Annotated in this window: 13 protein-coding genes; 11 read left to right on the top strand and 2 right to left on the bottom strand. The window is 70.7% G+C overall.

Annotation, left to right across the window (positions count from 1 at the left end; all coding sequences use genetic code 11):
- Positions 1–59: 59 nt before the first annotated feature.
- Positions 60–2327, top strand: a complete 2268-nt coding sequence (locus tag AB0M83_RS00330) for a transglycosylase domain-containing protein (protein ID WP_364510796.1) — start codon at positions 60–62, stop codon at positions 2325–2327.
- A 178-nt stretch (positions 2328–2505) separates the two neighbouring features.
- Positions 2506–4866, top strand: coding sequence for a transglycosylase domain-containing protein (locus tag AB0M83_RS00325; protein ID WP_364510153.1), 2361 nt, complete (start codon positions 2506–2508; stop codon positions 4864–4866).
- Positions 4867–4908: 42 nt separating this feature from the next.
- On the opposite strand, the gene AB0M83_RS00320 is transcribed toward AB0M83_RS00325, so the two are convergent.
- Positions 4909–5952, bottom strand: a complete 1044-nt coding sequence (locus AB0M83_RS00320; protein ID WP_364510150.1) for a Gfo/Idh/MocA family oxidoreductase — start codon at positions 5950–5952, stop codon at positions 4909–4911.
- 56 nt (positions 5953–6008) lie between these two features.
- On the opposite strand from AB0M83_RS00320, the gene AB0M83_RS00315 reads away from it, so the two are divergent.
- Positions 6009–7067 carry an ROK family transcriptional regulator gene (locus tag AB0M83_RS00315; protein WP_364510147.1) on the top strand — a complete coding sequence of 353 codons (1059 nt, stop codon included), beginning with the start codon at positions 6009–6011 and terminating at the stop codon, positions 7065–7067.
- 49 nt (positions 7068–7116) lie between these two features.
- Positions 7117–8667: a glycosyltransferase 87 family protein gene (locus tag AB0M83_RS00310; RefSeq protein ID WP_364510145.1), complete on the top strand. Its 1551-nt coding sequence runs from the start codon at positions 7117–7119 to the stop codon at positions 8665–8667.
- Here the strand turns inward: AB0M83_RS00310 and AB0M83_RS00305 are convergent.
- On the bottom strand, positions 8664–9437 hold the full coding sequence (locus AB0M83_RS00305) for a deoxyribonuclease IV (protein ID WP_364510142.1): 774 nt from the start codon (positions 9435–9437) through the stop codon (positions 8664–8666). The genes AB0M83_RS00310 and AB0M83_RS00305 overlap by 4 nt on opposite strands.
- A 113-nt stretch (positions 9438–9550) precedes the next feature.
- Here AB0M83_RS00305 and AB0M83_RS00300 point away from each other — a divergent pair, with 113 nt between their 5' ends.
- The 7 genes from AB0M83_RS00300 to rplI all read left to right on the top strand — a co-directional run bounded on the left by AB0M83_RS00300 (position 9551) and on the right by rplI (position 14083).
- Positions 9551–10360, top strand: a complete 810-nt coding sequence (locus AB0M83_RS00300) for a hypothetical protein (RefSeq protein WP_364510140.1) — start codon at positions 9551–9553, stop codon at positions 10358–10360.
- Between the two features lie 121 nt (positions 10361–10481).
- On the top strand, positions 10482–11387 hold the full coding sequence (locus AB0M83_RS00295) for a hypothetical protein (RefSeq protein WP_364510138.1): 906 nt from the start codon (positions 10482–10484) through the stop codon (positions 11385–11387).
- 109 nt (positions 11388–11496) lie between these two features.
- Complete coding sequence (locus AB0M83_RS00290) at positions 11497–12351, top strand: hypothetical protein (protein ID WP_364510135.1); 855 nt, start codon at positions 11497–11499, stop codon at positions 12349–12351.
- A 101-nt stretch (positions 12352–12452) separates the two neighbouring features.
- Positions 12453–12779, top strand: a complete 327-nt coding sequence (gene rpsF / locus AB0M83_RS00285; protein WP_176742059.1) for a 30S ribosomal protein S6 — start codon at positions 12453–12455, stop codon at positions 12777–12779.
- A gap of 17 nt (positions 12780–12796) precedes the next feature.
- Positions 12797–13315 carry a single-stranded DNA-binding protein gene (locus AB0M83_RS00280; RefSeq protein WP_364510132.1) on the top strand — a complete coding sequence of 173 codons (519 nt, stop codon included), beginning with the start codon at positions 12797–12799 and terminating at the stop codon, positions 13313–13315.
- Positions 13316–13358: 43 nt separating this feature from the next.
- A complete protein-coding gene (rpsR, locus tag AB0M83_RS00275) occupies positions 13359–13607 on the top strand; it encodes a 30S ribosomal protein S18 (RefSeq protein WP_003098744.1) in 249 nt (82 codons plus the stop codon).
- Between the two features lie 14 nt (positions 13608–13621).
- Entirely contained in the window at positions 13622–14083 is a 462-nt protein-coding gene (gene rplI / locus AB0M83_RS00270; protein WP_364510130.1) for a 50S ribosomal protein L9, read from the top strand.
- The last annotated feature ends 50 nt before the right edge of the window (positions 14084–14133 follow it).

Below are 14133 nucleotides of genomic sequence, written 5' to 3'. Positions count from 1 at the left end.
GCGGCCGGCCGCAGCCGCCGCAGACGCCGCCGCGCGGGTACCGGCCCGAGCCGCCGCCGATGAGCGGCGGCCCCGAGCTGATGACGCACCACGCCTACGACGAGCCGGACGGCTACGACGACGTCGAGCCGGCCGCCGACGGCAAGCCGGTCCTCACGCCGGAGCAGCGCAAGAAGAGACGCTGGAAGATCATCCGGCGGGTCGCCTACGCGTTCGTCGGGCTGTTCTTCGTGCTGCCCGCGATCGCGTTCGTCATCACGTACTTCCTGGTCGACGTGCCGTCGCCGACCGAGGTCGCGCAGAACCAGAGCCAGGCGGTGACCTACCTCTACGCCGACGGCTCGCCGATGGGCAAGGACGTCCCGCGCGGCGGCAACCGCGTGCTGCTGACCCCGGAGCAGATCCCCGACGTCATGAAGCACGCGGCGATCGCGACCGAGGACGACTCGTTCGAGACCAACTCCGGCTTCGACGTCGGCGGCCTGCTGCGCGCGGTGTACAACCAGGCCACCGGCGGCACGGGCGGTGGCTCGACGATTTCGCAGCAGTACATCAAGAAGGCCACCGACAACGACGCGCCCACGCTGACGCGCAAGTGGACCGAGCTGGCCAAGTCCTTCAAGATGAACCAGACGTACGAGAAGAAGGACATCATCACCGCGTACCTGAACATCATCTACTTCGGGCGCGGGGCGTACGGGGTCGGTGCGGCGTCGCAGGCCTTCTTCCACAAGGACGCGAAGGACCTCACCTTCTCGGAAGCCGCGCTGCTGGCGGGGCTGATCCAGCAGCCGGGCCGCTCGGAGAACCCCAAGGTCGCGCAGGACCGCTGGAACACCGCGCTCGACCGGATGGTGAAGAACAACTACATCACCGCGGCCGACCGCGCGAAGGCGCAGTTCCCGACGCCGATCCCGCTGGAAGACAGCAAGCAGCAGGCCGGCGCGCCGCCCGCGTTCGTCGTCCAGCAGGTGAAGGACGAGCTGGCCGCGCACGACATCCCGGAGGACCGCTACTACTCCGGCGGTTTCCAGGTGCAGACGACGATCGACCCGAAGGCGCAGCAGGCCGCGGAACAGGCCGCCACCGACGCGATGAAGGGCCAAGTGGACGACAACCTGCTCAACGCGCTCGTCGCCGTCGACCCGGAGACCGGTGGCGTGCTCGCCTACTACGGCGGCAAGCCGATCGTGCAGGTCAACGGGCAGGACCAGGCCGGCCGCGACTGGGCGAACACGCCGCAGAACCCGGGCTCGTCGATGAAGCCGTTCGACCTCACGGCGTTCCTCAAGATGGGCAAGGGCCTCGACGCGACGTTCGACGGCTCCAACAACCGCACCTTCGACGGCCGCGTCGTGCGCAACGCCGGCCCGGGATCCAGCTGTTCGCAGCAGTGCACCGTCGCCGAGGCGATGGAACGCTCGGCGAACACGGTGTTCTACGACATGGTCCTCAACCAGACCCACCAGGGCCCGGTCAAGGACGCGGCGCGGGAAGCCGGTGTGAAGACCAAGAACGACGACGGCGGCCAGTCGATCATTTCGACCAAGGACAACAACATCTCCCTCGGCGGCGGTGAAACCCAGATCACGCCGCTGGACATGGCTGCGGCGTACGCGACGTTCGCGGCCGACGGCCAGCGGCGGGACCGCCACTTCGTGCTGAAGGTGACCAACGGGCAGAGCGAAGTCGCGTACGAAGCCGCGACCGACGCGAAGCCGGCGTTCGACAGTGATGCGGACAAGAGCCGTCAGATCGCCGGGAACGTCACCGAAGCGCTGAAGCCGGTCATCGGGTTCTCGAAGCTGAAGTGCCCGGCCGGCCACGAGTGCGCCGGCAAGACCGGGACGCAGCAGCACACGAAGGTCGCGGGCGAGCCGTCCTGGGCGGCGAACGCGAACTCGCAGACGTGGATGGTCGGGTACACGCCGTCGGTCTCGGTGGCGGCCTGGGTCGGCGGCGACGGCAACAAGCCGCTGCACGGCAAGAACAACTCGCCGATCTACGGCTCGACCATCGCCGGCCCGATGTGGCAGAAGTTCCTGTCGCTGTACCTGACCGGCAAGCCGGGCGAGCGGTTCGACAAGGTCGAGCGCATCGGCGGCGAGGTGCCGCCGCCGTCGTCCGACGTGGCCACGACGACGGACGCGACCCCGACGAACGAGAACCCCGACGGCGGCGACCAGGGCGACCCCGGCAACGGCGACGAGGGCGACCAGGGTGGCAACCACGGCAACCAGTCGTCGTCGCAGGAGAGCACGCCGAAGCACACGAAGACACCGACGTCGAAGGAGACGCCGACGAAGTCCGACGAGCCGGAGCACTAGCCGCCCGGCAAGCCTGCTGAAGGGCACCTTCCGCGCATCTGCCGCGAGGAAGGTGCCCTTCAGTGCGTCTGGTGGAACGAAGGTGCCCTTCAGCCGCCCCGGGGTGAACCAAGGTGGGCCGCGGTCCGTGTCCCCTTCCGAGAGGACTGCGTCCGCAGCCCACCGTGGAGGACGGCCCGTGAACAACGACCGCACGTCACCCGGCCGGCGGCCCGACCCTCGTCGCCGGACCCGGCGACCGGTGCCCCGCGCCGGGCTGCTGGGCACCGAGCCGGAGCTGATCACCCACCACGCGCACAACGGCACCGAACCGGACGACCTGCCGACCGTGCCGATCCGGCGGCCGCGCCCCGGGCAGCCGCCGCGGCGGCCACGGCCGCTCACCGACGGGGACCTGCGGAAACGACGGTGGCGGCGCGTCCGGCGGATCGGCTACGTCGTCGCCGGGCTGTTCTTCGCCGTCCCCGCGGTCGCGTTCCTGGTCACCTACTTCGCCGTCGACGTCCCCTCGCCGGAGACGGTCGCGCAGGCGCAGGGCCAGGCCGTCACCTACCTCTACCGCGACGGCACCGAGATGGGCAAGGACGTGCCCACCGGCGGCAACCGGCAGATCCTGGTGGCGAACCAGATCCCGGACGTCGTCAAGAAGGCCGTGATCGCGACCGAGGACGCGTCGTTCGAGACCAACTCGGGCTTCGACGTCGGCGGCATCCTGCGGGCGGCGTACAACCAGGTCACCGGCGGGTCCGGTGGCGGGTCGACGATTTCCCAGCAGTACATCAAGAACGCCTCCGGTGACGACGACCCGACGCTGGCGCGCAAGTGGGTCGAGCTCGCGAAGTCGTTCAAGATGAACCAGACCTACGAGAAGGCGGACATCATCACCGCCTACCTCAACATCATCTACTTCGGCCGCGGCGCCTACGGGATCCAGGCCGCCGCGCAGGCCTACTTCGGCAAGGACGCCGGGCAGCTCGACTACTCGGAGTCCGCGCTGCTGGCCGGGCTGATCCAGCAGCCGGGCCGCTCGGAGAACACGGGAGTCGCGACGAGCCGGTGGACCACCGCGCTGGACCGGATGGCGAAGAACGGATACCTGACGCCGGCCCAGCGCGCGGCGGCGAAGTTCCCGACGCCGATCCCGCTGCGGGAGAGCCGCGAAGCGGGGGCGCTGAACCCGTTCATCAAGAACAAGGTCAAGGCCGAGCTGGCCGCGCAGGGCATCGACGAGAAGCAGTACTACTCCGGCGGCTTCCAGGTCTTCACGACCATCGACCCGGTGGCCCAGCAGTCGGCCGAGAAAGCCGTGGCCGAGGGGATGGCCGAGCAGACCGACGACCGGATCCTCAACGCGCTCGTCGCGGTCGACCCGAAGACCGGCGGCGTGCTCGCGTACCACGGCGGCGACGCGATCGTGAAGGGCCCGAACGGCGAGGACCAGGCCGGCCGCGACTGGGCCGACGAGCCGCACAACCCGGGTTCGTCGATGAAACCGTTCGACCTGGCCGCGTTCCTCAAGCTCGGCCGGGGCCTCGACGCACGGTTCGACGGCACCTCACCGCGGACGTTCCCCGGCGTCGACCTGCCGATCCGCAACGCCGGCGACAGCAGCAGCTGCTCGCAGCAGTGCACGGTCGCGGAGGCGATGCAGCGGTCCACGAACACGGTGTTCTACGACATGGTCCTCAACATCACGAAGCCGTCCGGGGTAGCGGAAGCGGCGCAGGAGGCCGGGATCCGGACGTCGGACAACGGCGGCCGCAGCAAGCTGTTCACCGGCGACAACAACATCTCCATCGGCGGCGGCGGCACCCAGGTGACGGCGGCGGACATGGCGTCGGGGTACGCGACGTTCGCGGCGAACGGCGTCCAGCGCGAACGGCACTTCGTGCAGAAAGTGACCAACGCGAACGGCGAGACCGCGTACGAAGCCAAGGACCGCTCGACCGACGCGTTCGCGGACAACGACCCGCAGAAGAGCGCCCAGATCGCGGGGAACGTGACGGCGGCGCTGGCGCCGGTCATCCAGTTCTCCCGGCTGAGCTGCCCGGCCGGCCACGAGTGCGCCGGGAAGACCGGCACGCAGCAGCACACCCCGCAGAACGACGAGCCGGCGTCGGCGGCGAACGCCAACTCGCAGACGTGGATGGTGGGCTACACGCCCTCGGTGTCGGCAGCGGTCTGGGTGGGCAGCGACGGCGACAAGGCGCTGCGCGGCCCGAACGGCGCACCGCTGTTCGGCTCGACCCTGGCCGGGCCGATCTGGGACCGGTTCATGCAGCTGTACCTGTCGGGACGGCCGGGCGAGCGCTTCGACCGCGTGGCCGCGATCAGCTCGCCGCAGGACCGCGTGCAGGTGCAGGTCCAGCAGCCGCAGCGGCCGGACCAGCGGAACCAGCAAGACCAGCAGGACCAGCGCGGGCAGCAGCAACAACAACAGCCTGGGAACCGGCAGGACCAGCAGCTGGACCAGTTCCGCCAGTTCCAGCAACGGCTCCAGGAGCTGCAGGACCAGCAACGCGGCCGAAGGAGGCCGTGACGTCGGCGCTGGGGGACACCGGCGTCACGGCCAGACTGGGGGTCAGAGCAAGATGGCCGTTCCTTCGACACCCGAGCGGTGCGCCGCCTCGATCACGCGCAGGGCTTCGATCGACGACTCGGGATCGACCGGAAAGTCGCCTTCACCGCGGAGCGCGTCACGCACCTCGGCGTAGAACTGCTCGTAGCGGCCGGTTTCGGTGGGCACCGTCTTGAGGTCGTTGCCGACGCCGATCTTGCCCGCGTCCGAGGCGGGCTCCACGCCCCAGTTGTCGTCGCCCGGGCGCATGCCCGTCTTGATCTGGGGTTCCTGCACGTCGAGGCCGTACTTGGTGAACGTCGCCTGGTCGCCGAGCACGCGGAAGCGGGGGTTCAGGGTGCCCGCGAGCGCCGAGGCCCACAGGTGCGAGCGGACGCCGTTGGCGTGCTTCAACGCGACGAAGACGTCGTCGTCGACCTGGACGCCGGCGCGGCGGCGGTCGGTCTCCGCGTAGACCTGCGTGACCGGGCCGAACAGCTGCAGCGCCTGGTCGACGATGTGCGCGCCGAGGTCGTAGAGCAGGCCGCCGGCCTCGGCCGGGTCACCGAACTCGCGCCAGTTGTCCTTCGGCTTGGGCACCCAGCGGTCGTAGCGGGACTCGAAGCGGAACACCTCGCCGAGCTTCCCGGACTCGAGGACCTTCCGGACGGTCAGGAAGTCGGAGTCGAGCCGCCGGTTCTGGAAGACCGTCAGGCCGACGCCCGCCGCCTTCGCCGCGGCGACGATCTGCTCGGCCTCCAGCGCGGTCGGCGCGAACGGCTTGTCGACGACCACCGGCAGGCCGGCCTCGATCGCCCGCAGCGCGAGCGGCACGTGCGTGCGGTTGGGGGTGCTGACCACGACGAGGTCGAGGTCGCCGGCCCGCTCGAACAACGCGTCGGCGTCCGGCACGATCTCCGCGCCCGGGTGGTCGGTGCGCGCCTGGGCGGCGCTGCTGGACGTCGTGATCACCGCCGGCATCAGCCCGGGAGTCGCCGCCACCAGCGGTGCGTGGAACACGCGCCCGCCGATGCCGTACCCGAGGATGCCCACGCGCAAGTCACTCATGCGGCCCATTAAACAACACTGTTGCGTAATTGACCAGACGTGGGAAGATCCGGTCCATGGCGGACACCGGGAGGAACCTGCGCAACGTGCGCGAGCACAACCGCGCCCTCCTGCTCACGCACATCCTGCGCGCCGGCGGCCTCAGCCGCGTCGAGCTCGCCGAACGCACCGGGCTCACCCAGCAGGCCGTCTCCAAGATCGTGCCCGAGCTCCTCGACGCCGGCCTGCTGGACGAACAGCGTCAGCCCTCCACCGGCGTCGGGAAGCCGCGCACGCAGCTGACCGTCCGCGCCGGCGCCCGCCACGCGCTCGGCGCCCGCCTCGACCGCGACGAGTACCGCGTGCTGCGCACCAACCTCATCGGCGAGGTCGAGGAGACGGCCGGCGGCCCGCTCCCGGTCGGCTTCACCCCCGACCAGGCCGTCGAGGCCATCGGCGCCACCGCGCTCGAACTCGCCGACGGCTTCGACGTGCTGGGCCTCGGGCTCGGCGCGGTCGGCCCGCTGGACCACCTCGCCGGCCTGGTCCGCGACGCGACGAACATGCCCGGCTGGCACGACGTCCCCCTGCGCGACCTGCTCGAGAAGCGCACCGGCCTGCCGGTGACGCTCGACAAGAACACCAACTCCGCCGCGTTCGCCCGGCTCTGGCCGCACGGCGACCCGACGGCGACCGCGGTGGTGCTCGTCGGCACCGGCATCGGCGTCGGCCTGCTGATCGACGGGCGGCTCTACCGCGGCCCGCGGACCAACGCGGGTGAGTTCGGGCACACCACGATCGCCTACGACGGCCCCGTCTGCGCCTGCGGGCGGCGTGGCTGCGTCGAGATCATGGCCAAGCGGGCCCCCGACACGCGGACCGCCGCGGGCTTCCTCGGTATCGGCCTCGCGGACCTCGTGCAGGTCCTCGACCTGGAGCGGATCGTGCTGGCCGGACGCGCCGTGCGGGACGAACCGGGCACGTACCGTGACGCCGTTTCCGAGCGGCTCGAGGAGCTGCTGCCCCTGCCGCACTGGCAGCGCATCGAGGTCGTCGAGGACGCCGGCGGCGAGGAGCTCGTCACGCGCGGAGCCGCCGCCGAGGTCCTGGCCTCGTACTACGCGAATCCGGCATGATCACCGCCTGCACCTCGGTGGCGGGGGAACACCGCTAACATCCGCAGTCGTGCCAGAGGAGACCACGCGCGAGCCGGACCCCGGCCCCGTGACGCTGAGCCGAGCCGACCGGGTCGTCCCGAGCTGGGACGAGCCACTCGCGGCGGCGGTCACCAGACCCATCGGCGGCCCGCTCGGCGAGCACGCGGCGGTCGGCAGGCACTGGTTCTGGTCGCCCCAGCGCGTCGGCCTGCTACTGGCCACGCTCGCGCTGATGCTCTGCTGGTTCGGCAAGGGCTCCTGCATCCAGCAGTACCAGGATTCCAGCGGCGCCACCCAGCTCGACTGGCGCGCGGGCCGCCCGTTCGTCGCGATGTGCTACTCCGACGTCGTGCCGCTCTACAGCTCCGAGCGGCTCGACCGGCCGGGCACCTTCCCGTACTACACGTCGTGGAAGGAGAGCTCGCAGACGGCGGAGAACAACACCCGGTACATGGAGTACCCGGTGTTCACCGGCCTCTTCCAGTGGGCGAACGCGAAGCTCGCGGCGGGCTGGGAGAACGTCGCCGAGACGGGCTGGCTGCCCGGCGGGCTGCCGGTCGCGGTCTACTTCGACCTCACCGCACTGTTCCTGGCGATGGCCTGGCTGGTCACGGTCTGGGCGACCGGACGGACGATGAAACGCCGGCCGTGGGACATGGTGCTGGTGGCGGTCTCGCCGCTGGTGCTGGTGCACGCGTTCACCAACTTCGACGCGATCGCGACCGCGTTCACCGCGACCGGCCTGCTCGCCTGGGCGCGCAAGCGTCCCCTGCTCGCCGGGCTCCTGCTCGGCCTGGGGGCGACGGCGAAGCTCTACCCGCTGTTCCTGCTCGGCGTGCTGTTCGTGCTGTGCCTGCGCGCGGGGAAGCTGACGCCGTTCTGGAAGACCGCGGCCGCCACCGTCGTGACGTGGCTGGCGGTGAACGCGCCGTTCCTCCTCACCGCGACCCGCGGCTGGTGGGAGTTCTTCCGGATGAGCACGCTGCGGCCGATGGACCCGGACTCGCTGTACAACGTCATCTCCTACACCACGGGCTGGGCCGGCTTCGACGGCGTGCTGCAGAAGAACCAGACGCCGGCGTACCTGAACCTCACGGTGGCCGTGCTGTTCCTGGCCTGCTGCGCGGGCATCGCCTACGTCGCGCTCGCGGCGCCGCGGCGGCCGCGCGTCGGCCAGCTCGCGTTCCTCGTCGTGGCCGCGTTCCTGCTGACGAACAAGGTGTGGAGCCCGCAGTACTCGCTGTGGCTGGTGCCGCTGGCGGTGCTGGCGATCCCGCGCTGGCGGCTGCTGCTCGGCTGGATGCTGATCGACGCGCTGGTCTGGGTGCCGCGGATGTTCTACTACCTCGGCGTCGACCACAAGGGACTGCCGGAAGGCTGGTTCCTCGGCGCGGTCGTGGTCCGCGACCTCGCCGTCGCCGCGCTGTGCGTCCTGGTGGTGCGCGAGATCTACCGCCCGGCCACCGACCTCGTCCGGATCGACGGCGACGACGACCCGGCCGGCGGCTTCCTCGACGGCGCCCGGGACGCGATCGTCCCGAACGCCGTCCGGCGCCGCCGGAAGGCCGTGGCCGTCTAGCTCAGCTTTTCCCGCAGGTAGGCGATGTCGGTGGCCTGGCCGTCGGCCGGGGTCTCGACGACGACCGGCGCGCCCGCCGCCCGCGCGACCTCGACCAGCACGTCCGGGTCGATGGTGCCTTCGCCTTCGACGACGTTGGCGTGCCGGTCGCGGGTGGAGCCGAACTCGTCGCGGGAGTTGTTGAGGTGCACCAGGTCGATCCGGCCGGTGATGGCCTTGACCTTTTCGACGGCGGTCGCGAGGTCCCAGCCGGCGGCGAACGCGTGGCAGGTGTCCAGGCAGAACCCGGCGCCGAACTCGCCGACCTTGTCCCACAGCCGGGCGATGACCTCGAGGTCGCGGGTGATCGCGTTCTCGCCGCCGGCGGTGTTCTCGATCAGGATCGGGACCTTGAAGCCGCCCTTCTCCTGCTCGCGCTCGAAGAGCTTGCGCCAGTTGTCCAGGCCGGCCTCGACGTCGTCATCGGCGCCGACGTGCCCGCCGTGCACGATCAGGCCCTTGGCGCCGATCGCCGCCGCACCGTCCGCGTGCTGCGTGACGTTCTTACGGGATGGGATCCGGATCCGGTTGTTCAGCGAAGCCACGTTGATGAGGTAGGGAGAGTGGATGAACACCTCGACGGGGTCGGCCGCGATGGCCTCGCCGTGGGGGTGCGGCTTCGGGGCCTTCCAGCCCTGCGGGTCCGAAAGGAAGAACTGGACGACGTCGGCTTTGCGCTCGGCGACCGCGGTCAACGGGTCGTCGTCACGGACATGGGCGCCAATCAGCATGCCGAGCAGGCTACTCCGGGTACTTCTTTCCCCTGTGGGACCGGTTGGTGACGCTCGTGGAGTACCGTGAGCGCGTTCCGTGATCCAATTGGGCCGACTGCCGGAGGGCATCGATGGGGAAGCAGTTCACACGGATCACCGCACTGGGGTTCACTCTCGCCGCTTCGGCCGCGCTGGCCGCGCCCGGGATCGCGAGTGCCGACCCCAGCCCGACCCTCGGCGGCGACTGCTCGGCCACCCTGCAGAACGGCCAGGCCCGCGACGCGAAGACCGGCCTCCTCCTGGACGCGGGCGCCCCGCTGAACGCCCCGGACCGGCTGACCGTCGGCCTCGACTCCAGCTCGAAGAACACGAACGGCTCGGCCCCGCTGCTCACGCTCCCGGTGGGGGACGCGGTGCGGGCGCTCGGCATCGGCGACGTGCCGGTGGTCGGTGACGCGGCGGCGAAGGCCGTCTGCCCGACCGCCCAGAGCGTCGTGAACACCGTCGGCGGCGTGACGCAGGGCCTCGACTTGCCGCCGTTGCCACTACCGCCGTCGCCGACCCCGCCCACTCCGCCTGCGCCGCCGACCCCGCCCGGTCAGACGCCGCCCGGTCAGACGCCGCCGGGGCAGACCTCGCCCGGCGACAGCACCGGCCCGGTGCTCACGGGTCCCGGTGGCGCCGGCCTGCCGGGCGACGCGATCTCGGGCGTCTTCAGCAACGCCTCGCTCCTGCCGGGCAGCCTGATCCAGGCGCCGGTGATCGCGCAGGTCATCCCCGGTCAGCAGATCCCGACGGTCGACGAGCAGAAGTCCGGGACGGCCGAGGCGCTGCCCGGCGTCACGCCGCCGGCGAAGCTGCCGGTGCTGCTCGCGGTGCTGGCGCTGGCGATCGTCGCCGCGGCCCTCGTCCGGGCCTGGATCCGCCGCTCACCCGCCTGATCTCACCGAAGGTGACGCCCGCTTCCACTCGAATGCCGGACATTTCTGAGCGAGCGGGCGTCACCGTGCTGCCTTAACGTCGTTGTCCTGGGAAAGGGACGCGAGGCAAGGGGCGGCGAGCATGCAGGATCGGACACGGAGGGCAACGGCGGTCGGCGCGACGGCGTTCGTCCTCGCCGGTTCGGCTGTACTCGGCATGCCCGGCACCGCCTCGGCGGCGGAGACCAAGACCGTCCCCTGCGGCAGCACCGTCACCGCGAAGCCCGGCGACCACATCCAAGGGTCGATCCTCGGCCTTCCCGCGATCGACCTCGGCATCGTCGGGCAGGCGACCACCGTGCTCACGAGCGTGGTCGGCGGCCTGCTCAACACCGTCTGCAAGGTCACGGTCAACGTGGTCAACACCGTGGTCTCACCGGTGCCGGTGGTCGGCGCGCCGCTGGCCAGCGCGGTCAACCAGGGCGCCGACGGCCTGAATTCGGCCGCGACCGGCGGCCTCAACACGCTCAACGGCGGCAGCAAGCAGCAGTCCCCGCAGCCGGGCACCGGCGGCAACCCGCAGCAACCGCCGGCCCAGGGCGGGACCGGGAGCGCGCCGCAGGGTGGGACCCCGGCGGGCACCACGCCGATCCCCGAGGCGAACAGCCCGCTGCTGCCCGGCTTCTCGAGCAGCCCGGTGTTCGGCGGCTTCCCGTTCAGCGTCGGCACGGGCTACGCGCCGATGCGGGACTACAGCGGCATCCCGTTCGCGACGGCCGGGCTCTTCACGCCGTCGCCCGCCATCCGGTACGGCAGCCAGATCCCGGGTTACGCGCCGCAGTACGGCCTCAACGGCCCCGACCAGGACGCGGCGGCCGGCAACCCCGGCATCCAGACGGCGGGTCAGGCGGAAGCGCTACCGTCCGCATCCGACGGGTTCACGGACGGGTCGAACCTGCCGCTGCTGATCGCGGTGCTGGCACTCTCCGGAGTCAGCGCGGGCCTCGTGCGGACGTGGGTGCTCCGCCGAATGGCCGCTGCGAATTGACCCGACTGCCGAGTATCTTTCACGTATCTTCTTCGTTGAGCCTGGTGTTCAGGACGACGACGCCTTGATGACCCCACGGAGGACAGTGCTCGTGCGGAAGTTCTTGACCATGACCGCCCTTGCCGCCTTCGTGACCGGTAGCGCATTCCTTTCCGCAGGCACGGCTTCGGCGAGCCAGCAGGTCGTGAGCACCAGCTGCACCGGCACGGTCACCGGCCAGATGGGCGACCAGATCGCGATCACCGGCGCTTCCGTGAAGACGCTGGTCACCACCGGCGCCAACAACGCCGGCACGCTGGCGATCGGCGCCTGGGCCGGCGACTCGATCGCCGGCGTCCCCACCATCACCGTGGGCCAGGTGCCCAACTCCGCGGGCGGCGAGGCAACCGGCGCGGCGATCGGCAAGGCGGTGCGCACCGCGCTGGCGAACTCCCACTCGCTGGGCCTCGGTCTCGACTGGAACAAGACGTTGAACAGCGTGGAGAGCACGGTCGCGAAGGGCTGCAACCTCACGCTGCTCGCCGGCAACTACGTCGCCCCGAGCACACCGGGTCAGCCGGGCGCGGGCGGCACCGGCACCCCGCAGGGCGGCGGCACCGGCACCGTTCCCGGCGGCACCTCCGGCAACCTCTCCAACCTGAACCCGGGCAACGCGGCCGGCTCCGGCACCGCGCCGATGCGCGACTACGGCGGCATCCCCACCGCGACCGCCGGCACGGCCGTCGCCCCCGGGGTCCGCTACCCGGCCGACGGCTCGCTGCCCGGGGACGCCTCCGCGCCGCAGGGCGACACGGGTGCCCAGAGCGGCCAGGGTGCCGACATCCGCGACGCGGGCAACGCGCAGTCGCTGGCTTCGCCCGGCTCCTCGAACGACGTCCAGCTGCCGATGCTGCTCGCGGTGATCGTGCTCGCCGGCGTCACCGCGGGGCTCGTCCGCACCTGGGTCCTGCGCCGCGCGAGCTGACCCGGCCGACGGCCCCCAGGACACCCCCAGGTACTCTTACCTGGACAAACCCTCCTGTCACGGACAGTCCGTGACCGCGAGCCCATAGGAGGTGAGTGGTTGTGTCACGCCATTACGAGGTAATGGTCATCCTGGACCCCACGCTCGACGAGCGCACGGTCGCTCCGACGCTGGACACCTTCCTCAACGTCATCCGCACTTCGGGCGGAAGCGTCGAGAAGGTCGACGTCTGGGGCCGGCGCCGGCTTTCGTACGAGATCAAGAAGCACGCGGAGGGCATCTACGCCCTGCTGGACCTGAACTCGTCCTCGGACGCGGTGAAGGAGCTGGACCGCCAGCTGTCCCTGCAGGAGACCGTGCTCCGCACCAAGGTCATGCGTCGCGAGGTCAAGCGCGCCGCGGCCAAGCCCGCCGCCGCCAAGGCCTGAGCCGAAGGGGATTCCCGATGGCTGGAGACACCGTCATCACGGTGATCGGCAACCTGACGTCCGACCCGGAACTGCGCTTCACCCCGTCCGGTGCGGCGGTCGCGAACTTCACCGTCGCGTCCACGCCCCGCACGCTCGACAAGCAGTCGGGCGAGTGGAAGGACGGCGAGGCGCTGTTCCTGCGCTGCAACATCTGGCGGCAGGCGGCGGAGAACGTCGCCGAGTCCCTGACCCGCGGCGCCCGCGTCGTCGTGCAGGGCCGCCTGAAGCAGCGGTCGTTCGAGACGAAGGAAGGCGAGAAGCGCACCGTCGTCGAGCTCGAGGTCGACGAAATCGGCCCCTCGCTGCGCTACGCCACGGCCAAGGTCAACAAGGTCAGCCGCGGTGGCGGCGGCGGTGGTGACTTCGGCGGCGGCGGTGGCGGCGGGAACCGCGGTGGCGGCGGCGGCGGAATGCCGGCCGACGACCCGTGGGGTTCCGCCCCGGCCGCGAGCGGCGGCGGTGGCGGCGGCTTCTCGGACGAGCCCCCCTTCTGATCTCGTACACATCCAGAAAGATTTGAACTTCCAGGAGTGACCAGTGGCCAAGCCACCCATCCGCAAGCCCAAGAAGAAGGTCTGCGTGTTCTGCAAGGCCGAGAAGAAGGGCCGCCCGGAACTGATCGACTACAAGGACACCAACCTGCTGCGGAAGTACATCTCCGACCGCGGCAAGATCCGTGCCCGTCGCGTCACCGGCAACTGCAGCCAGCACCAGCGTGACATCGCCATCGCGGTCAAGAACTCCCGCGAGATGGCGCTGCTGCCCTACACCTCGACCGCGCGCTAAGGGAGGGCACCGAAATGGCGAAGATCATCCTCACCACGGACGTGGCCAACCTGGGCGGCCCCGGCGACATCGTCGAGGTCAAGGACGGCTACGCGCGCAACTACCTGCTCCCGCGGGGCTACGCGATCGCGGCCTCCAAGGGCGCGGAGAAGAACGTGCGCACCATCCAGCGCGCGCAGGAGAGCCGTCGCATCCGCGACCTCGACCACGCCAAGGAGATCAAGGCGACGCTGGAGGGCCTCGGCGCCATCCAGCTCACCGGCAAGGCGGCCGAGGGCTCGAAGAAGCTCTTCGGTTCGATCACCGCCGGCGAGATCGTCGACGCGATCAAGGCGGCCGGTGGCCCCCTGCTCGACAAGCGCGTCATCGAGCTGCGCGACCACATCAAGACCGTGGGCAAGCACTCGGTCGGCGCCCGGCTGCACCCGGACGTGAAGGTCGACGTGCGGCTCGAGGTCAAGGCCACGCAGGCGTGAGCCAGTAACTCAGCACGTCGTGGAAGGCGGGTCGCTCCCTGGTGGGCGGC

Origin of the sequence: Amycolatopsis sp. NPDC051106, assembly GCF_040682775.1 — a bacterium.
GTDB lineage: Bacteria > Actinomycetota > Actinomycetes > Mycobacteriales > Pseudonocardiaceae > Amycolatopsis.
The sequence above is the reverse complement of the archived record's forward strand: the minus strand, read 5'-3'. Positions and strand labels throughout refer to the sequence as shown.

Coding starts and splice junctions, on each gene's coding strand:
- AB0M83_RS00330 (WP_364510796.1), top strand. CDS start 60: ATGAGCGGCGGCCCCGAGCTGATGACGCACCACGCCTACGACGAGCCG.
- AB0M83_RS00320 (WP_364510150.1), bottom strand. CDS start 5,952: ATGAGTGACTTGCGCGTGGGCATCCTCGGGTACGGCATCGGCGGGCGC.
- AB0M83_RS00315 (WP_364510147.1), top strand. CDS start 6,009: ATGGCGGACACCGGGAGGAACCTGCGCAACGTGCGCGAGCACAACCGC.
- AB0M83_RS00305 (WP_364510142.1), bottom strand. CDS start 9,437: ATGCTGATTGGCGCCCATGTCCGTGACGACGACCCGTTGACCGCGGTC.
- AB0M83_RS00300 (WP_364510140.1), top strand. CDS start 9,551: ATGGGGAAGCAGTTCACACGGATCACCGCACTGGGGTTCACTCTCGCC.
- AB0M83_RS00295 (WP_364510138.1), top strand. CDS start 10,482: ATGCAGGATCGGACACGGAGGGCAACGGCGGTCGGCGCGACGGCGTTC.
- AB0M83_RS00290 (WP_364510135.1), top strand. CDS start 11,497: ATGACCGCCCTTGCCGCCTTCGTGACCGGTAGCGCATTCCTTTCCGCA.
- AB0M83_RS00280 (WP_364510132.1), top strand. CDS start 12,797: ATGGCTGGAGACACCGTCATCACGGTGATCGGCAACCTGACGTCCGAC.
- rplI (WP_364510130.1), top strand. CDS start 13,622: ATGGCGAAGATCATCCTCACCACGGACGTGGCCAACCTGGGCGGCCCC.